Origin of the sequence: Duganella violaceipulchra (assembly GCF_019166075.1) — a bacterium.
Lineage (GTDB): Bacteria > Pseudomonadota > Gammaproteobacteria > Burkholderiales > Burkholderiaceae_D > Rugamonas > Rugamonas violaceipulchra.
Map to the genome: position 1 here is coordinate 60,633 of NZ_JAHTGR010000003.1, position 18,896 is coordinate 79,528.

Here is an 18,896-nt window from a genome sequence, read left to right on the forward strand (position 1 = left end):
CGCGACGATCTTGTCCCGGCGCGCGTGTGCGATGCCGGGCCCGTGGTCGCGCACGCCCCGGCACCAGATCCGGTCAGGCCATGATATTGAGTATCTTAAAAGGACCATTTTTGACGAAAATGGTAGTATTGGGAACTTATAGGGGCCATCGGACCGACAAATGGACTGCACCTTCCAAATTTTTCTCAACGATACGTGGGTCAATTGCGCGACAGTCAGCGTGCAGGACGCCGCGCGTGGCGATCCGCAAACGCCCAACACCTTTGAGTACGATCTGGATTATGCTTTTGCGCCGGACGTGGAGCCCCTCTCGCTGCGATTTCCCGTCAATGCGGAGCTGCAGATCCTGGACCGCTGGCCGAGTTTCCTGTTTGACTTGATACCTCAAGGCAGCGGCCGCCAGTTCCTGCTCGGCGAACTAGGACTGAACGATGGCCCGGCGGCAGACTTTTTACTGATGCGCGCTGGCGCGTTCAATCCCATCGGCAGGGTGCGCGTGGAGGAGGCGGTCCAGTTCTACGACGCCCACGTGCGGAAATACCCCGCCAGCACCACCGACCGCGGTTTCACGCTGGAGCAAATCACCGGACGCAGCGACGAATTCAACGAACGCATGCTGATCCACAGCATGCTGGCCGCAAGCTCGCTGGGCGTACAGGGGGCTGCGCCCAAATACCTGCTGACCACCGACCAGGAAGGAAAATGGCATGCCGATGGCGCACTCGCCGATGCCCACGCCGTCGAGCACTTCATCGTCAAGCGTCCGCGTGGCAAGACCGATGCGGATCGCAAAGTCCTGCGAAATGAAGCCGCTTACATGCGCGTGGCAGCCGCCGTGGGTATCCGTACTGCGGGTGCTTTGCGGCATCACGAAGATACACTATTCATTCCGCGCTTCGACCGGGTGCGCACCCATGGCAGGGTGGAACGTCTGCACCAGGAAAGCGCGGCATCCATCGCTGGCATCGTCGGCTTCAATGCCCATCCGACCCAGTTTGAATTGCTGGCCAGCCTGCGCAGCGTGGTCAGCGATCGGACCAGCGAAACGATTGAATTCCTCAAGCGCGATGTCTTGAATCTGGCGATGCGCAACACCGACAACCACGCGCGCAACACGGCCGTGCAAAAGACACGCGACCATGTTCGCCTGACACCGCTGTTCGATTTCGCGCCGATGTATCTGGACCCCGACGGTATTCCACGCGCGGCGCGCTGGCACCATCCCGCCACCAGGGTCGAACTCACGGAATGGCGAGATGTGCTGGCCGCGCTGCCGGTGGACGATGCAGAGCGTGGGCACATCCGCCTTGCACTACATCGCTTCGCGCCGCAGATACAGGCACTGGATGCGCATATGCTCGCGGCCGGCGTCGACGACGATATTATTCGCTTTCTGCGACCGCATATTGCAACGCAAGTCCAGCAGCTCAGCGCACTCGGGGAGGACCAGCATGGTTCGCATTAAAAAAGCCGAGGACAAGGAAAGCGCCCGCGCGCGCCGGACGGAGCTTTACGATGCGGTCGCGCGCGGGCAGCTGTCTCTGCGGGATGCGGTCAAACAGATGCGTAAGATTTCACGTCTTACCCAGGCCGAGTTTGCCGCACACCGGGGCGTCAGCACCAAGGTCATCAAGGAGATCGAAGGCGGCCACGGCAATCCGACGGTCCAGACACTCAATCGCATCGGCGAATTTTTCGGACTGGAAGTCGCGTTTGTGCGAACGGAGACTTTGAAGCGCGGCATGCAGCAAGCGGCACCCACATGGATCGCCGCAAGCGACGACGTGCACCAACTGACGAAGACCATCGAAAATATCCGGGCCTTGCTGCCGCCGGAACCGCCAAAAACGACATAGCGGCGCCGTCCGGCGCGGCGAAGACATGCGCTTCGCCGCGCCGCTTGCAACTTACAGCTTGTAGTTCAAGCCCAGCAGGAACTGGCGGCCGTAGGTGGTGTAGCGCTCGGGCGCGTACGAACCGCCCGAGAACGCGTCGCCCTGGCGGGTCTGGTAGGGCGAGTTGTTCAGGTTGTTCACCTGGAACAGGAAGGACAGGCCCTTGTAGCGGCCTTCCTCGATCGCATAACCCAGCTGCAGGTCGATCTGGCGCTCGGCCAGGATCTCGCTGAAGGAACGCTGCGCGAACAGTCCCGTCACCTCGCCGCGATACGCCGAACGGTAGCGGCGGCTGGCGCGCGCCTGGTAGCCCGACTTCTCGTAGTAGACCGTGAAGTTGGACACCACGCCCGACAGCCCCGGCAGCTTCTCCTTCGTCCCCGGACCGTTGGGATGGATCGAGCTCTCGGTGCCGGACATGCTGCCCGTCACGCCGAAACCTTCCAGCGGTGCGTACAGCAGGCCGCCGTCCAGCGCGCCCGACAGCTCGACACCCTTGACCAGGCCGCCCGCACCGTTGGTCGGCCGGTTCAAGGTGCCGATGTCCTGCAGCGGCACCACGCCCGACGGATTCGGGAAGCCGGCGAAGCTGAACGCGGTCTGCTGGTTGTAGATGTAGCTCTGCAGCTTTTTGTACCAGAGCGCGGCGGCGATGTAGCTGCGCTTGCCGATGTATTTTTCCATCGACAGGTCGTAGGAATTGGCGCGCCATGGCTCCAGCTGCGGATTGCCGCCGCTGCCGTTCCACATGCGGGTGGTGGCGTCGACCCCGCCCGAGACGCCGGCGCGCATGTCCTGCATCTGCGGCCGGGCCACGGTCTTGGCGGCGCCGAAGCGCAGGTTGGTGGTGTCCAGGTACTTGCCGAGGTCGAAGTTCAGGTTCAGGCTGGGCAGCACGTCGGTGTAGTTGGCGCCGCCGGTAATCGAACCCAGCTTGCCGGCGTTGACGGTGGCGCCGCGCGATTTCTGGTCGACGTTGACCGCCTGCAGGCCGATGTTGCCGCGCAGCGGGAAGGGGCCAACGTCGGTGTCGATGCCCAGGCGGGCGTAGGCGGTGGTGACTTTCTCGGTCACGCCCCAGTCCTGCAGTGCCTGGTCGTCGGGACGGGCCGGCTGCATCGTGTAGTACTTGCCCAGCGCGCCCATGACGTCATAGGTCAGCACGCTCGGGATGCCGGCGAAGGCCAGCGAAGTGGACGGCTGGATCAGGTCGGACGAGACCACGGCCGGCGTGCGGCCGTTGTTCAGGTTCCAGTAGTTGTTGGTGTCGGCGTGGGTCTTCTCGCGCTTGCTGTAGTTGACGCCGCCTTCCATGTTGCGGAACCTGCCCTCCAGGTCGCGCTTGGCCGAGAACTTGATCGAACCGAGCTTGTCCTCCACCACCGGGTGGTGCATGTCGGCGTCCTTGCCCCAGCCGCCGACGTCGGTCAGCTTGATGATCGCCGGGTCGGCGAAGTTGATGCTGGGCGTGAAGGTCGGCAGGCCGCTGGCGGTCGGAATCTGGAACTTGAAGTTGTTGTCGGTGATGTGCGAGCCGGCCGGGCCCAGGCCGGCATAGGTTTCCAGCACCGTCTCGCGGCGCTTGGCGCTCGAGTACGAGGCGTCGCCCACCAGGGTCCAGCCGTCCTTCTTGTAGGTGTTGTTCCAGCCGACCGCGCCCAGCTGGTCCTTGCGGGTGTTGAAGTCGTTGCGGACGATCGGTTCCAGGTTGACCAGCGAACCGCCCACCAGCAGGCGGGTGCCGCCGATGGTCTGGATCACCGGGTTGGTGTAGGTGACGTCGCTCCACTGGTGCGAGTTCCACATCATGCCGCGCATGGTGGTGTCTTCCTTGAACTCGGAATAGTACAGGTCGAGCGAGGTGCGGAATTCCTTGCTCGGACGGTATTCGAGCACGCCCATCAGGCCGTCGCGCTTCTGCTTGCGCGAGGTGGCCGTCACTTCGGCGCCCTTCAACGCCACCACGTCCTCGTCGCCCTTGGGCAGCTTGTTGTCGGTGCCCCACCACCACGATTTGTACTCCTGCTGCTGGCCCGGCGAATCGAGGTGGGCGTAGCCGAACGCCACGCCCAGCGTGTTGTTGATGAACTGGTCCACATACGAGGCGCTGACGCGGTTGCCGTTGGCCGGCGTGTTCGCGTTCAGCTTGCCGTTGGAATTGTGCTCGCCGCGCGCGTTGAATACGATGGTGCGTTCGCGGATGTCGAGCGGACGCACGGTGTGCAGGTCCACCGTGCCGGACAGGCCGCCGCCGGCCAGCGACGCGTCCGGCGTCTTGTAGACCGTGACGCCGTTGATCAGCTCGGAGGGATACTGGTCGTACTCGGCGCCGCGGTTGTTGCTGGTGGAGACCAGCTCGCGCCCGTTCATCAGGGTGCCGGAGAAGTCCGGCGCCAGGCCGCGGATCGAGATCACCTGCGCCCGGCCTTCGACGCGCTGCGCCGTCAGGCCGGCCAGGCGGGCGATGGATTCGGCGATGCTGACGTCGGGCAGCTTGCCGATGTCCTCGGCGGTGATGGCCTCGACGATGGAATCGGCGTCGCGCTTGACCGCCATCGAGGTTTCGATGCTGCGGCGGATGCCGGTGACGACCACCGACTGGATTTCCTTGTCGTCGGCGCCGGCCGACGGTCCCTGCTGCGCCCACGCCGGGGCGGAAGCGAACGCCAGCGCCGCGCAGGCGGCGGCGATCGGTGTCAGTGCGAGTGCTTGGGTTGGCTTGCTCATCATCTGGTCTCTCTTATAATTTTAGACGGGTGGAAAATACTAACGGAACGGCTGTGGTGCGGTGCTGCTGGTCATCCAGTCCTGCAGGGGCTGGTGGACCTCATAAGCCTGGGTGCCAAACGACTTGAACAGGTTTTCGATATCGGCGATCGGCGCCTTGGTGAAGTCGACGGCGGGCACGGCGGCGCCGGCGGCGTTGGTGACGAAGCCCCAGCTGCCGCTGCCCTGGCCGCCGCCGTTGCTGACCACCTTCCAGCTCCACGCGGTGGTGGCCCAGCCGTACCTGGCGTAGGTGTCGAAGGAGGCGCGGCCGACCTGGCCGCCCAGCTCCAGGCCGAGGCCCATCCACGGCTGGGTTTCGCCGATGAAGAAGGCGGTGTCGACGGCCTTGATCTTGTTGTCCCATTCGCACACGCCGCCGTTGCCGCCGCCGCCGCAGGTGAGCCAGTCCTTGTGGACCGCCAGGCCGGGCTGGCCCCAGCCGAACAGGCCGGGATAGAAGTGCATCTCGAACGCGACATTGCCCATGCCCTGTTCGGACGGCTTGCCGTAGGCCGTGATGTCGCCGGTGTTATGGCCGGGCAGTATCACCACATGGTTGGGATCGACCGCGCGGATCGCCGTGTACAAGGTCTTGACCACGGCGGCCAAGTTGGCGGCGGTGGTGCCCCAAGGTTCGTTGAGCACGCTGTAGCCGGCCACCGCCGCGCGGTCCTTGTAGCGGCCGGCCACCTGCTGCCACAGCCAAATGGTGCGGTCCTGGAATTCCGGCGTCGACCAGTACAGGTTCTTGTTGGCGCAGCCGCTATGGTGCTCCCAGCCCTGCGAGCCGACCGCGCCGTGCAGATCGAGGATCACATACATGCCGCGCTTCTCGGCCTGGGCGATGGCGTCGTCCAGGTAGCGCCAGGCGTCGGCGCGCAGCTGGCGCGGATTTTTTTCATCCTCGACCACGCTGTAGATAAAGGGCAGGCGCACCACGTTCAGGCCGAACTTCTGCATCTGGTCCCAATCACGGGTGGTGATCCAGTTGTCGCGCAACAGCTGCATCAGGCGCTGGCGCTCGGCGTAGCCGAAGCGGGTGTCGAGATTGGCCTCCAGCTTGCACTGGTCGTCGATGCCGGCGCTGCCCTGCCCCATCATCCAGAATTCGTTGATCAACCAGTTGCCCAGGTTGGTGCCCTTGAGCGCCACCGCGCTGCCGTCCGCCTTCAGCCATTTGGCGCCCTGGGTGTGCAGCATGGTCAGCGGCAGCACCGGCACCGGCGTCACCGGGGTGGGCTTGATCGCTTCGACCGGCGGCGCGGGCGGCGTCACCGGCGGCGCCACGCTGGAACCGCCACCGCTGCCGCAGCCGGCCAACACCGTGACGAACAACACACTCAGCAACTTGAACATCTGCTTCTCCTTTATGGAAGCGCTTCCACTCGCGTTCTGAAAAAACTGCCGTGCGCGTGCACAGCAGTTCTGTTTACGGTTTCCAGGTAAATGTGGCGACGCTGGCGGCCGGCAAGGTGTAGCTGAAGCTGCGCTGGCCCGGCGCCAGGCGCACGGCGAAGCTGCGCGGCGCCTTGGCCGAGTTCACCACCAGCAGCGCCACCGAACCGTCGTCGGCGTTGCGGAAGGCCACCGTGTCGAGTTCGTTGTAGCCGCTGCTTGAGGCGATGCGGCGCGCGCCCTGGCGCACGAAGCGGCTGGCGTGGGCCAGCGCGTAGTACTCCTCGTTGCGCGTGACCTTGCCGTCGCGGCTGGCTATGGTGACCACGCCACGGCAATCCTTGCAGCCGCCCAGGTGCGGGCCGTCGTTCTCGTCCAGCGCCAGGTTCCACAGCAGCACGCCCTTGGCCCAGCCGCGCGTGGCGCCGATCACCAGCGTGCGGGCGAAGTGCTGCAGATTGTCCGACCACACCGGCGCCCACTGGCCGCCCGAGCATTCGGTGAAATAGGTGTCCTTGTCCGGCCAGCGGTCGTGCAGCGCGGCCTGCACCCGCACGTCGCCGCCGTAGCAGTGCCAGGCCACGCCGTTGACGTATTTGCTGGCCAGTGGGTCTTTCAGCACATCGGCCGGCGAGCCCGGCTCGTCCCAGTTGTGGTCCCAGTCGAGGATGCGGGTGTGCGGATGCTCCTTCGCCAGCAGCGGGCCCAGGTGGCCGCCGATGAAGGCGGCGCGCTTGGCCGGCTCGACCCGCATGCCGGGATAGTCCTTGGGCTCGAAGTGCGGTTCGTTCTGCAAGGTCAGCGCAAAGATCGGCACGCCCTCCTGCTCGTAGGCGCCGACGTAGCGCGACAGGTAGGCGGCGAACGGCGCGAACGCTTCCGGCTTCAGGGTGCCCTGGATCAGGCTGTCGGTGCTTTTCATCCAGCCCGGCGCGCTCCACGGCGAGGCCATCACGCGCAGCTGCGGGTTGATCGCCAGCGCGGCCCGGGTGACCGGCAGCACGTCGGCGCGGTTGGGCTCGATGGAGAAATGCGCCAGCGTCGGATCGGTCTGGCCGGGCGGCATGTCGTCGAAGCTGTAGTGGTGGCGCGAAAAGTCGGAGGCGCCGATGGTCAGGCGGGTGAAGCTGAAGTTGGCGCCGGGCGCCTTGCCGAACAGCTCGTTCATCAGCGCGCCGCGCTGCTGCGGATTCAGGCGGTTCTGGATCAGCCAGGCCGAGGCGTCGGTGATGGCGGCGCCGAAGCCCACCATCTCCTGGTAGCGCTGGGCCGGGTCGACGTCGATGACGACGGCGGCCTTGACGCCGGAGCCGAAGGCGGCGTCGGCGCCGCGCGCCAGCAGCTGGCTCTGGTCGCCGGTGGTGATCCAGGCTTGGACAGGGCCCTGGGCCCGCGCTGCGCCATGCGCGCACAGCAGCAAAAGCGGGATGGCAAGCCGGCGCGACAACGGTCGCGGCGGCAGGCGGACTGGCGAAGGGCGCAAGGCCCCATCGCCCGGCAGAGCGGGGCTGGCTGTGAACATTCTGTCTCCATGCAGATGGGTCGTGGCCCGTCCGTCTGTGGTTTTTACGTGAGTGGAAACGCTTCCACTTATTAAATTCACTATAGCACCGCGAATTCTGCGATGTCAATCAGGGAAAAGCTTGGGCGGTGGTAATTGGTGAGTTTTGCGCGTGCAAAAAGTGCGCAAAATTAAGTTGGCCGCCCATCGCAAAACCCGTATTCTGCCCGTGCGCAATCGGCGATTTTTCGCTGTCTCGAATTTGCCACGCTGGACCCACCACCCACGCCACAGGAGCCCTGCATGTCCACTTCCGACCAAACTTCCGACCTGGTGTTCTATCTCAACGGCGAGCGCGTCCAGCTGCCCACGGTCGATCCGACCGTGCTGCTGGCCGACTACCTGCGCTCGCCCGAAGTCGGCTTGACCGGCACCAAGATAGGCTGCAAGCAGGGAGGTTGCGGCGCCTGCACCGTCATGCTGTCGAGCTGGAACGAGGACAGCCAGCAGGTCGAGCACCGCTCGGTGAACTCCTGCCTGCGGCCGGTGGCCTCGCTCGACGGCATGCTGGTGACCACGGTGGAAGGCACGGGCAGCGTCAAGTCCGGCTGCATCAGCACCGTGCAGGACGGACTGGCCTGCAACAACGGCACCCAGTGCGGCTACTGCACCCCCGGCTGGGTGATGAACATGACGGCCGCCGTGGCCCAGCGCGGCCCCAAGCCGGGCACCAAGCAGGAGATCGAGGCCATGTTCGACGGCAACATCTGCCGTTGCACCGGCTACCGCCCCATCCTGTACGGCTTCAAGAAAACCTTCGCCTCCGACTGGGACCCCAAGGTCGACGAGGCCGGCTGCATGACGTGCGAGGTTGACCCGGCCGAGCAGGTGGACCGGATCGCGCCGGTGCAGATCGCCTTCCCCGCCGAGCTGCGCAAGCCGCCGCGTCCGGTGCACTACTCGGCCAACGGCTACCACTGGTTCCGGCCACTGACGGTGGCCAGCGCCATCGGCCTGATGCGCGACTTCCACGACCGCGCCGACCTGCGCCTGGTCGGCGGCAACACCTCGATCGGCATCTACCCGCGCACGGTGGAAAATCCGCACGTGTTCATCGATATCTCGCACCTGCCGGAACTGCACGCGCTGAGCCTGGCGGACGGCCAGCTGCGCCTGGGCGGCGGCCTGCTGTACGCCAGGCTGCTGGACTTCCTCGACGGCGCCAACGAGCAGGCGCCCAACGCCGGCCTGCAGGCGCTGGCCTACATGGCCGGCCGCACCGCCGGCGGCATCGTCCGCAACGCCGCCACCCTGGCCGGCAACACCATGCTGGTGGTCACGCACGCCGAACAGGGCGTGCCCTTCCCTTCCGACCTGTACACGGCGCTGGCCGCGCTGGGCGCGACGGTGTCGGTGGCCGCGCCCGACCAGGCCGAGCCGAAAACCATGGCGCTGCTGGACCTGCCCGCCCACTGGCGGTCGCACGCCGACGGCTGCGTGCTGCTGTCGTATCAAGTGCGGCTGACCGGCGCCGACGAATACGCGCAGACCTACAAGACCGCGCAGCGCGAGGTCAACGCCCACTCCATCGTCAACGGCGGCATGCGGGTCCGGCTCGACGCGCAGCAGCGCGTGGCCGACATCACGCTGGTGGTTGGCGGCATGTCGCCCACCGCCAGCCGCATGCCGCACACCGAGCAGGCGCTGCGCGGCCAGCACTGGGACGCCGCCGCGCTGGCCGGCGCGATGCCGGTGCTGCGCCAGGAACTCGACGCGCTGACCGACCGCTACGCCGCCCACTACGCGCAACTGCCCGACGAGGGCTACAGCGCGACCTACAAGCGCCAGCTGGCCGAGTCGTATCTGTACAAATTCTTCATCGCCGTCTGCGAATGGCGCGGCCTGCCGGTGCCGCCGGCGTTGCGCTCGGCCGGCGAACGCGGCGAGCGGCCGGTGTCGAGCGGCACGCAAGCCTACGTCCGCTACACCGACCAGTTCCCGGTGCACGTGCCCTACGTCAAAATCGAAGCGATGCTGCAAGCGACCGGCGAGGCACAGTACATCCACGACATCCCGATGCCGCCGACCGGCATGAACGGCGCGCCGGTGCAGAGCCAGGTCGCGCTGGGCAGCTGCGTCTACCGGGTGCCCGACGTCACAGGCCCGGCCTCGCCGGCCGAGGTGCTGGCGGCGCTGCAGGCGGTGTATCCGGGCGTGAAGGACTACATCACCGCCATCGACGTGCCCGGCGCGGTGATCGACGGCATGGCGCATGACGATCCCATCTTCGCCATCAGCGTGGCCGTCGGCGCCTGCCCGGACGGCGCGCTGCCCGAGCACTACGACCCGCGCGCGCCGCTGATGCTGACCGGCTATGGCCAGTGCATCGGCATGGTAGTGGCGCGCAACGAGCAGCTGGCGCAGGAAGCGGCGTTCTACCTGCAAAAACATTTCTGTGAGTTCCGCGCCGAGCGCCCGCTGATCGAGCTGCCCGACACCGACGCCGCCCGCAACCAGCTGGTCTACCTGGACCAGCCGGCCGGCGCGCCGTGGTACTCGCACATCTGGAAGATCACCCGCGCCGGCACCAGCCTGGACTGGGTGGCGCCGCGCACGCCCGAGCAGCCGGACCTGAAGCGGCCGGTGGTCGACTACCAGGTGGCCATCGCCAGCGAGATCTACGGCGCCGTCAGCTGCACCCGCACCGCCAGCCAGCAGAAGGTGGGCAGCCAGATCCACTTCTACATGGAGACGCAGTCGAGCTACGTCGAGCCGGTGGAGGACCGCCAGGTGCGCGTCTACTCCTCGACCCAGGACGCCAACGTGGTGCAAGGCGCCGTCGCCAGCGTGCTGAAGCTGCCGGTCAACAAGGTCGACGTGCGGGTGCGCCGCATCGGCGGCGGCTACGGCGGCAAGTGCGGGCAGTCGGCCTTCGCCAGCACCATCGCCGCGGTCGGCGCGTGGAAGCTCAACCGGCCGCTGCGCATGGCCGCGCTGCGCCAGGTCGACACCGCCATGTTCGGCCACCGCCACCCGGCGCTGGGCAACTACAACATCGCCATCGGCGACGCCAGCAACCCGCTCACGCACGGCAAGCTGTTCGGCTTCCAGGCCGACTACTGGCTCGACGGCGGCCGCACCTACGATTGCAGCTTCGTCATCAGCGACTGCATGGCCTTGCGCAGCGACTCGGCCTACTTCATCCCGAACTGGTCGTGCACCACCGACGTCTGCCGCACCGACAAGACCACCAACACCTCGATGCGCACGGTCGGCATGATCCAGGGCGCCATCATCGTCGAGGACGCGATCGAGGCGGCCGCCCACAGCGTCGGCCTGACGCCGGAGCAGGTGCGCGCGCGCAACCTGTACGTGCAGGGCCAGGTCACGCCGTATGCCGAACCGCTGGAATCGTGCTACATGCGCGAGGTGTGGGAATACACGCTGGACAAGGCCGACTTCACCCGGCGCGCGGCGGCGGTGGAGCAGTTCAACGCCGCCAACCGCTGGCGCAAGCGCGGCATCTCGGTGCTGCCGGTGAAGTACGGCTCGGGCTTCAACCTGGCGCTGCTGGAACAGGGCGGCGCGCTGATCGAGGTGTATTCGCAGGACGGCACGGTGCTGGTGCGGCACGGCGGCATCGAGATGGGCCAGGGCCTCAACACCAAGATGGCGCAGGTGGTCGCGTATGCGCTCAACGTCCCGATCGGCATGATACGGGTGGCCGAAAACGACACCGCCGTGGTGCCCAATCCCGAGAGCACCGGCGCCTCCACCGGCACCTCGTTCAACGGCCTGGCGGCGCAGCAGGCCTGCGGCGAACTGCGCGGCCGGCTGGAAGCCTATTGCCTGGCCCTGCTGACCGCCAACGGCAACGACTGGTGCGCCGCCAACCAGGTCAACTTCTGGGACTTCAAGGACGGCTGGCGCACCGAGGTGGTCCACAACGGCAAGAAGATGACGATGTGGGCCGTCATCGCCGACAAGGCCTTCGGCGAGCGCCTCAACCTGTCGGCGCAGGCGCGGGTGGCGATCGACGGCGGCACCCATCCCGACGGCAACCTGGAGTTCAAGAAGGTGGACGGCCAGCCGGCCAAGGAGGAGGTCGACTACTTCACCGGCTACACCTACAGCGCGGCCTGCATCGAGGTCGAGCTCGACGTGCTGACCGGCGAGACCACCATCCTGCGCGCGGACGTGGTGTACGACGGCGGCAAGTGCCTCAATCCGGCGATCGACGTCGGCCAGGTGGAAGGCGGCTTCGTGCAGGGCCTGGGCTATGTGACCAGCGAAGACCTGAGCTACCAGCCGGCCGATTCCAGCACCGAGGCCAGCGCCACGCGGCCGGCGCCGGGCGCGCTGTACACCACCAACACCTGGGAGTACAAACCGCCGGCAGCGCAGTCGATTCCGCTGCAGATGAACATCATGATGTTCCCGCGCGAGCTGGCGCCGAACGCGCCGCCGGACCAGGGCGACATCCTGTCGGCCAAGGAAATGGGCGAGCCGCCGATGACCCTGGCGGTGGCGGCCTTCTTCGCCATCAAGCGCGCCGTGCTGGCGGCGCGCAAGGACCGCGGCCACCACGAGTGGTTCCAGATGGAATCGCCGGCCACGGTGCAGCGGGTGCGCGAGGCCTGCCTGGTCGACACGGCCGACCTCAGCGCGCGCTAGTCCGCTAGTGGATCGACAGCACCGCACGCACGCTGGCGTCCAGCGCGCTGCGGTCGATATAGCCGATCAGGTTGGGGTTGTCGGCCACCAGGCGCTTGATGGCGGCGCTGTCGCCGGACTCCACCGGCGGCTGGCCGCGTCCGGTGAACAGCATGTGGGCCCAGTAGGCCTTCATCTGCGCCGGCGCCTTGCCGCTGCTCTTCAGGTAGAACACATCGCGCACCGGCGAGCCTTCGCTCTGGTCGATCGGCACCGCGTGCTGGCCGTTGGGGAAGTCGACCGCCTTGCCGAGGAACAGGTCGGCCGCCTGCTCGCCGCTCAGGGCCTTGACGGCGTTGCGGGCCGAGACGATCACCACCACCTCGGCGCGGCTGCAACTGCCGGCCAACAGCAGCGCGGCCAGCAGGCAACGGGGGAGAGACATGCACATGATCTATCCTCCCGTCAGTAAAGGAAATCGGCCAGCAGGCTGACCACGTTCACCCGGCCGCCGCGCGGCGTGCCGGCCACCACGTTCTGCAAGGTGCCGTAGGAATTGGCGCCCAGGTGCAGCTGGTCCCATTGCAGCTTGAGGTCGAGGTTGCGCGCCACGTCCCAGCGCAGGCCGGCCGCATAGGTGTGCTGGGCCACCGGGATGTTGCCGGTATCGGTCAGCGGCCGCAGTTCGGACACGGTCACATAAGGCGTGACCGTGCCGAAGCGCATGCCGCCGTTCACATACCAGGCTTCGCGGATGGCCTTGACGCGCTTGCCGTCATAATTGCTGACTCGTACCCATTCGCCGCTGACGAACCACTCGCCCGGGTCCCACGACGCGCCCAGCGACGCGAAGCGCCCGCGCGGCGGGTTCTGGTTGTCGACGTCGCGTTGCTGGTAGGCCGCGTGCAAGGTCAGCGGGCCCCGCTCCAGGGTGTCGAAGACGCCCATCACGGAGGTAGAGTGGACGTCGATGCCGCGCGTGTTGGTGACGGTGCGCTTGCCGTACAGGATGCTGGTGGTGTTGCTGATGTCGCCGGCATGGATGCGGTACGAAGCGTCCACGCCGTCGCTTTCCTTGAGCGCCAGCAGGCGGTAGACCTCGATCGGCGGACGCGCCGTGATATTGCTGTAGCCGACCCGGCGCGAATCCGACGCCAGGAAACTGGCCAGCCCGATCCGTCCCACCCGCACGCTGAGGTCCGGCGTCAACGCATACTTCAGATTGGCCCAGCTGATCAACGGCCGATACGTGCCATTCCAGCGGTATTCCGACACCAGCTGCACCACGCCGGACAGCTGCGGCGTGAAGTTGGCCGTCAGTTGCAGGCCCAGCCGGCTATCGACATCGCCGGTCCACTGGCGGTTGCGGCCGGTGCCCGAGGGTTGCAGGTTGTCGAACACATAGTCGGCGCCGTGTTCGTCCGAGTGCGCCATGCCGACCGTGCCAAAGCCGTTGACCGACACCCATGGTCGTACCGGATCGGCCGCGAACTCCGCCGCGCGCGCCGGCAAGGCCAGGCTCAGCAGTATCACGGTCGAGGCCGAAATCAGGTGGGAGATGGCAGGCATCCAGGCTCCAGGCAGGTGGGTTATTGTTCCATGTAGTGGGCCAGCAACTTGTCGAGTTCCCTGGTCTTGGCCAGCCGCGCCAGGCCTTCGTTCAAGGACTGCAACAGCCTGGCCGCGTCGGCGCCGCTGGCCGCCACGCCGAAGTACAGGGGCCGCAGCGGCGAATCGGGCAGCGGCTGGCTCACCAGCGTGCCGTCCACCAGCAGGCTGCGCAGCTTGGGGTTGATCAGGTACTGGCCGGCCATGGTCTCGCGGCTGTCGATGAACAGATCGCAGCGCCCCAGGTGCAGCTTGCCGATCAACTGTTCGTAGCCGATGGTGGCGCCGCGGTCGACCGTGCTGGTGGGGATGCCGTAGACCTCGAAGCGGTAGCCGCCCAGGCCGCACAGGTGGTAGTGGCGCACGTCGCCCAGCTGTTGCAGGCTGAGCCCTTGCGGCCGCGCCCGGCGCGAGTAGAAATACACGTTGTGCATGGTGAAGTAGGCGTCGCTCAGCACCAGGTTGCCGGCGGCGTCGGCCTGGCCGACGTTGAGCGCGATATCGACCCGATGGTCGGCCACCAGCGCCAGACAGCGCGCCCAGGGCAGCAGTTGCACGCTGGCGGTCCAGCCATAGCGCGCGCCGATCAGGTTGAGCAGGTCGACGCTGGCTCCCACCACATGGCCGCCGCGCTGGCCGCCGGCGCGCTCGGCGAACACGAAGGGCGGCATTTCCGCCTGGTCGGCGCAGACCCGCACCGTGCCGGCGCAGGCGGAGCCTGTAGCGAGGCACAGCGACAGCAAGAATGCGTAGAGACGATTCATAACATGGGAGCCGGCCGCAACAATCCGAGACCCATTCTAGCAAACCCCGCCCCGGCCGCCGCAATAAGTGTTGCGTCGATGAAAACTTTTTTTGTGCTATCGACTGGCCTGGCCGGCCGGCTCGTCCCACACGGCGGCGGCCGCGCGCTCGATCAGCGGACGCCAGTCCGGCGCCACCGGCAGCAGGAACAGCTCGGCCAGCGCCTGCTCGATCTGGTCGGCGTTCAGGAAACGGCGCTCGCCGCCGCCGTCGGCGCGGCGTATCGTCAGCCGGTTGCGCAGCAGCGCATGGCGCGCCTCGGGCGTGCTGCGCGCCACGAGCAGGTCGTGGCGGAAAATCGATTGCGGGTAGGTCGACGAGTAGTAGTTCGCCATCTCATAATCGCCGTCGCGGCAGGGCGCCGGCGAGACCAGGTAGACCGGCATCCAGTCGTCGCCCAGCTGCGCTTCGAGCAGATGCTCATTGCCCTGCGGCGTGATGCGGAAGCGCTCGTGCTGCGTGGCTTGCGGCGTGCTCAGGTCGAAGCGGATCGGCGCCGTCAGCACGCAGCTGCCGAAGCCGACATCGCACAGCCAGGGCTGGCCGTCGATCGTCACCCGCAACACCATGTGGGTGCGCGGCCGCTGCCGCGCCTCGGGGCCGGCCATCCATTGCACCTGGGCGATCAGCGGTTCGACCTGGTAGCCCAGCGCGCACAGCACGCGCTGGAACAGGCTGTTCTGCTCGAAGCAGTAGCCGCCGCGCCCGGCCCGTAGCAGCTTGGCGTCCACCGCCTCCGGCGTCAGCAGCACCGGCCGCTCCAGCAGCACATCGATGGCCTCGAAAGCAATGGTGGCCGGGTGCAGCTGCTGCAAGGCGCGCAGCGTCGCCAGCGTGGGAGTGCGCGGCCCCGCGTAGCCGATGCGCGCGCAATATGCGTCCAGTAATTCCATGGTCCAGCCTGCTTGCAATGTTAGCGTAAGAGCCACCATGATAGCAGCGCTGCCGCGTTTCACAATTTCCACAGAACCACACGCCGCAGTATCAAATGCAAGTCGAATGGAGGTAGTATCGACTTCACACTTATTGGCGCAACGCATTACCTCAGCGGCAGCGCATTCTCGACCAGGAGACGTACATGTTTTCCAGTTTAAAGGTTGGCACGCGTTTAGGCTTGGCATTTTTTCTGATCACCATGCTGTCGGTGGCGCTGGGCTGGATCGCCATCCACGAAACCTCGGCCATGAACGAGCAGTGGAAGACCATCAAGGATGACGCGCTGGCCAAGCGCAGCGCGATCGACCGCGGCTCCAACGCCTTGGGCGCCGGCATCCACCATTTCAAGAACTACATCCTGCGCGGCGGCGACTACGACAAGAAATTCGAAGCCGACATGGCCGATATCGACCACACGCTGGACGACTACCGGGCCACCGGTTTCCTGACCGCCGACGAAGACAAGCTGCTGAGCCAATTGCGCGACGGCGCCACCGCCTACCGCAAGGACATGGCGGTGCTGGTCTCCATGCGCGCCAAGACCGACAATCCAAACGAACTCGACAAGGCGGTGGCCGGCGCCGACAAGCCCATCAGCGCCGCCCTCGCCAGCCTGACCCAGAAGACCGAGGCCACCCTCAAGCACGCCGACCAGGTCATGAGCGAGGTCAGCGTCGCCGCCCAGACCAAGGTGATCGAGACGCTGGCGGTGATCGTGGTGCTGACCATCGGCGCCGGCATCTACATCACGCTCAGCATCACCCGTCCGATCAGCCAGGCGGTGACGGCCGCCGAGACGCTGGCGCGCGGCGACCTCAACCTGGACATCCAGGTCAAGTCGAACGACGAGACCGGCCAGCTGCTGGCGGCGATGAAGCACATGATCGTCAAGCTGCGCGAAATGATAGAAAGCCAGCGCGACATGGTCGACGCGGCCAATCGCGGCAACTTCGCCATGCGCATCGGCGCCACCGATCTGCAGGGCTTCCAGAAGGACATGGCCGACGGCCTGAACGCGCTGATGCAAACCACCGGCGCCAGCATCGACGACGTGGTGCGGGTGATGGGCGCGCTGTCGGCCGGCGACCTGTCGAAGAGCATCGAAAAACCGTATGAAGGCGCGTTTGGCGAGCTCAAGGATTACGCCAACCAGATGATCGCCAAGCTCAAGCAGGTGATCGAAGGCCAGCGCCGCGTGGTCGAGGCGGCCAACCACGGCAACTTCAACGACCGCGTCGACCTGGCCGGCCTGCAAGGCTTCCAGAGGGAGATGGGCGAAGGCTTGAACAACCTGGTCACCACCACCGGCGCCAGCATCGACGACGTGGTGCGGGTGATGGGCGCCATGTCCGAAGGCGACCTCAGCGCCAGCATCGACCAGGACTACGAGGGTTCGTTCGGCCAGCTCAAGGAGTTCTGCAACAACACGGTCTACAAGCTGAGCCAGGTGGTCACCGAGGTCAACGGCAGCGCCGAGGCGCTGGCCAGCGCCTCCGAGGAAATCAGCGCGACCGCGCAGACGCTGTCGCAGGCGGCCAGCGAGCAAGCCGCCGGCGCCGAGGAAACCAGCGCCGCGATCGAGCAGATGACGGCGTCGATCTCGGCCAACACCGAGAACGCCCGCGTCACCGACGGCATGGCCAGCCAGGCCGCCAAGGAGGCGGTCGAGGGCGGCGACGCGGTGCGCTCGACCGTGGCGGCGATGCAGCAGATCGCCAAGAAGATCCAGATCATCGACGACATCGCCTACCAGACCAATCTGCTGGCCTTGAACGCGGCCATCGAGGCGGCGCGCGCCGGCGACCACGGCAAGGGCTTCGCGGTGGTCGCCGCCGAGGTGCGCAAGCTGGCCGAGCGCAGCCAGCTGGCCGCGCAGGAGATCGAACAGGTCGCCACCAGCAGCGTCGACCTGGCCGAGAAGGCCGGCCGCCTGCTCGACCAGATGGTGCCGAACATCCGCAAGACGTCCGACCTGGTGCAGGAAATCACCGCCGCGTCGGAAGAGCAATCGGCCGGCGTGGGCCAGATCAACAGCGCGGTGGGCCAGCTGAGCCAGACTACCCAGCAGAACGCCTCCAGCTCGGAACAGCTGGCGGCCACGGCCGAGGAAATGAGCGGCCAGGCCGAGCAGCTGCAAACGTCGATGGCCTTCTTCAAGCTGGAAGGGGCCGGCCGCGCCGGCGCGCCCGCCAAGGGCCGCCGGCCGCCGCCGCCGGTGCGCGGCGGTCATCGGCAGGGGCCGGCGCACAACCTGCACGCCATGTCCAGCAGCGTGCAGGATGTCGACGAGAGCAAGTTCGGCAAGTTCTAGATTCCTACCGCTCTCGAATACTAGTGCCATATCTTCATTTGGCTTAGCTATGGGCCTGGCTTGCGCAGCAGGCTTAGCTTTAGCTCCGGGTTTCTTAACTACCCATTGAGTCGCCAGGAACTTTGGCATACCATTTGACTGTCCTGGTTTAACCAAATGGATGGCGTCATGACTGCTACGGACCACCTGAATATGCCACCCCAGACAAAGCGCGTGCCTCCAGCCAAGCCGCATGCGCTGTGGAATACGATAGCCAGCCCCGGTAAAACCCCGCTTAGCCAGCTAAGAGCGCTCGTTACGCGCGTCCGCGAAGCTTCAGGAACCCAGCTATTCGACGCCGTGGAAGCAGGTGTTCCAACGGAGGTCGTGAAACTGATCGCCAAGGCAACCGGTCAACCTGCGTCGGTCATTATGGAGCTCGCTGGCGTATCCCAAACAACGTTTGTGCGCAATGAGGCTGCCAACAAGCCGCTGCCGGACGTGGCCGGCCATCGCATCATGGGCTACCTGCGTCTGCTCGCCACCTTGCGCAAAATGCTGGACGAGAGCGGCGACCCTGAACAAGTGAAAAACTTCGATCTCGAAACCTGGTTTGCGCATTGGGTACATCAGAAACTTCCTGAATTGAAAGGCAATACACCAGCCGAGATGTTGCGCAATACTGAAGGCCAACGCGCAGTGGAACAGGTGCTCGAACGCATGCGGGGAGGACTGGCCGCATGACGGTCAGTTTATGGCGCATCGCCTCAGACACTACCGCTTGGACGGCAGACGATATGAGTGGGAAAGGCGCTGCCAACCGCGGGGCGCGATGGAATCAGGCTGGCGAGCATGTCGCTTACGCTGCCACGTCCATTTCGCTGGCGGCATGGGAAACGCGGGCTCACTTCGGGGCCGTGCTAGTCGTTCCGTCGGTGATCATTAACGAAGAGGACAACGTCCTGATCAATCCCACGCATCCGGATGCGGCACGGATAGCGGTCGCCCGGATTCGGCAATTTCTCTACGATCCCCGCGTTTAGCG

Annotated in this window: 13 protein-coding genes; 6 read left to right on the top strand and 7 right to left on the bottom strand. The window is 66.0% G+C overall.

All coding sequences use genetic code 11. From position 1 onward, the window contains the following. The first annotated feature begins 160 nt into the window (after positions 1-160). Both KVP70_RS06190 and KVP70_RS06195 read left to right on the top strand, forming a co-directional pair. Complete coding sequence (locus KVP70_RS06190; RefSeq protein ID WP_217941260.1) at positions 161-1,465, top strand: type II toxin-antitoxin system HipA family toxin; 1,305 nt, start codon at positions 161-163, stop codon at positions 1,463-1,465. Continuing rightward, positions 1,452-1,856: a helix-turn-helix domain-containing protein gene (locus KVP70_RS06195; RefSeq protein ID WP_217941262.1), complete on the top strand. Its 405-nt coding sequence runs from the start codon at positions 1,452-1,454 to the stop codon at positions 1,854-1,856. Before KVP70_RS06190 ends, KVP70_RS06195 begins: the two co-directional genes overlap by 14 nt. A 51-nt stretch (positions 1,857-1,907) precedes the next feature. Here the strand turns inward: KVP70_RS06195 and KVP70_RS06200 are convergent, their stop codons facing one another. From KVP70_RS06200 to KVP70_RS06210, 3 genes are all read right to left on the bottom strand, one after another. Continuing rightward, complete coding sequence (locus KVP70_RS06200) at positions 1,908-4,625, bottom strand: TonB-dependent receptor (protein ID WP_229224649.1); 2,718 nt, start codon at positions 4,623-4,625, stop codon at positions 1,908-1,910. A gap of 36 nt (positions 4,626-4,661) precedes the next feature. Continuing rightward, complete coding sequence (locus tag KVP70_RS06205) at positions 4,662-6,020, bottom strand: glycoside hydrolase family 5 protein (protein ID WP_217941263.1); 1,359 nt, start codon at positions 6,018-6,020, stop codon at positions 4,662-4,664. 73 nt (positions 6,021-6,093) lie between these two features. After that, the gene (locus tag KVP70_RS06210) at positions 6,094-7,581 is read right to left on the bottom strand and encodes a glycoside hydrolase family 30 protein (RefSeq protein WP_217941264.1); all 1,488 of its coding nucleotides are present in this window, start codon (positions 7,579-7,581) and stop codon (positions 6,094-6,096) included. Between the two features lie 282 nt (positions 7,582-7,863). On the opposite strand from KVP70_RS06210, the gene KVP70_RS06215 reads away from it, so the two are divergent. After that, on the top strand, positions 7,864-12,234 hold the full coding sequence (locus tag KVP70_RS06215) for a molybdopterin cofactor-binding domain-containing protein (RefSeq protein WP_217941266.1): 4,371 nt from the start codon (positions 7,864-7,866) through the stop codon (positions 12,232-12,234). A gap of 4 nt (positions 12,235-12,238) precedes the next feature. Here the strand turns inward: KVP70_RS06215 and KVP70_RS06220 are convergent, their stop codons facing one another. From KVP70_RS06220 to KVP70_RS06235, 4 genes are all read right to left on the bottom strand, one after another. Continuing rightward, complete coding sequence (locus KVP70_RS06220; RefSeq protein ID WP_229224650.1) at positions 12,239-12,658, bottom strand: type 2 periplasmic-binding domain-containing protein; 420 nt, start codon at positions 12,656-12,658, stop codon at positions 12,239-12,241. 20 nt (positions 12,659-12,678) lie between these two features. After that, positions 12,679-13,782, bottom strand: a complete 1,104-nt coding sequence (locus tag KVP70_RS06225) for a porin family protein (protein ID WP_217941269.1) — start codon at positions 13,780-13,782, stop codon at positions 12,679-12,681. A 20-nt stretch (positions 13,783-13,802) separates the two neighbouring features. Then, complete coding sequence (locus tag KVP70_RS06230; RefSeq protein ID WP_217941270.1) at positions 13,803-14,585, bottom strand: substrate-binding periplasmic protein; 783 nt, start codon at positions 14,583-14,585, stop codon at positions 13,803-13,805. A 96-nt stretch (positions 14,586-14,681) separates the two neighbouring features. After that, positions 14,682-15,518: an arylamine N-acetyltransferase family protein gene (locus KVP70_RS06235; RefSeq protein WP_217941272.1), complete on the bottom strand. Its 837-nt coding sequence runs from the start codon at positions 15,516-15,518 to the stop codon at positions 14,682-14,684. 185 nt (positions 15,519-15,703) lie between these two features. Between KVP70_RS06235 and KVP70_RS06240 the strand changes: the two genes are divergently transcribed. The 3 genes from KVP70_RS06240 to KVP70_RS06250 all read left to right on the top strand — a co-directional run bounded on the left by KVP70_RS06240 (position 15,704) and on the right by KVP70_RS06250 (position 18,894). Then, complete coding sequence (locus KVP70_RS06240) at positions 15,704-17,872, top strand: HAMP domain-containing methyl-accepting chemotaxis protein (protein WP_255575797.1); 2,169 nt, start codon at positions 15,704-15,706, stop codon at positions 17,870-17,872. A gap of 168 nt (positions 17,873-18,040) precedes the next feature. Next, the gene (locus KVP70_RS06245) at positions 18,041-18,595 is read left to right on the top strand and encodes an antitoxin Xre/MbcA/ParS toxin-binding domain-containing protein (protein WP_229224651.1); all 555 of its coding nucleotides are present in this window, start codon (positions 18,041-18,043) and stop codon (positions 18,593-18,595) included. Next, on the top strand, positions 18,592-18,894 hold the full coding sequence (locus tag KVP70_RS06250; protein ID WP_217941276.1) for an RES family NAD+ phosphorylase: 303 nt from the start codon (positions 18,592-18,594) through the stop codon (positions 18,892-18,894). Before KVP70_RS06245 ends, KVP70_RS06250 begins: the two co-directional genes overlap by 4 nt. Positions 18,895-18,896 lie beyond the last annotated feature (2 nt).

Bases quoted from the DNA above. Each gene is read 5' to 3' on its own strand.
- KVP70_RS06220 (WP_229224650.1), bottom strand. From the start codon at position 12,658: ATGTCTCTCCCCCGTTGCCTGCTGGCCGCGCTGCTGTTGGCCGGCAGT.
- KVP70_RS06215 (WP_217941266.1), top strand. From the start codon at position 7,864: ATGTCCACTTCCGACCAAACTTCCGACCTGGTGTTCTATCTCAACGGC.
- KVP70_RS06200 (WP_229224649.1), bottom strand. From the start codon at position 4,625: ATGATGAGCAAGCCAACCCAAGCACTCGCACTGACACCGATCGCCGCC.
- KVP70_RS06190 (WP_217941260.1), top strand. From the start codon at position 161: ATGGACTGCACCTTCCAAATTTTTCTCAACGATACGTGGGTCAATTGC.
- KVP70_RS06235 (WP_217941272.1), bottom strand. From the start codon at position 15,518: ATGGAATTACTGGACGCATATTGCGCGCGCATCGGCTACGCGGGGCCG.
- KVP70_RS06210 (WP_217941264.1), bottom strand. From the start codon at position 7,581: ATGTTCACAGCCAGCCCCGCTCTGCCGGGCGATGGGGCCTTGCGCCCT.
- KVP70_RS06225 (WP_217941269.1), bottom strand. From the start codon at position 13,782: ATGCCTGCCATCTCCCACCTGATTTCGGCCTCGACCGTGATACTGCTG.
- KVP70_RS06240 (WP_255575797.1), top strand. From the start codon at position 15,704: ATGTTTTCCAGTTTAAAGGTTGGCACGCGTTTAGGCTTGGCATTTTTT.
- KVP70_RS06250 (WP_217941276.1), top strand. From the start codon at position 18,592: ATGACGGTCAGTTTATGGCGCATCGCCTCAGACACTACCGCTTGGACG.
- KVP70_RS06195 (WP_217941262.1), top strand. From the start codon at position 1,452: ATGGTTCGCATTAAAAAAGCCGAGGACAAGGAAAGCGCCCGCGCGCGC.
- KVP70_RS06245 (WP_229224651.1), top strand. From the start codon at position 18,041: ATGACTGCTACGGACCACCTGAATATGCCACCCCAGACAAAGCGCGTG.
- KVP70_RS06230 (WP_217941270.1), bottom strand. From the start codon at position 14,585: ATGAATCGTCTCTACGCATTCTTGCTGTCGCTGTGCCTCGCTACAGGC.
- KVP70_RS06205 (WP_217941263.1), bottom strand. From the start codon at position 6,020: ATGTTCAAGTTGCTGAGTGTGTTGTTCGTCACGGTGTTGGCCGGCTGC.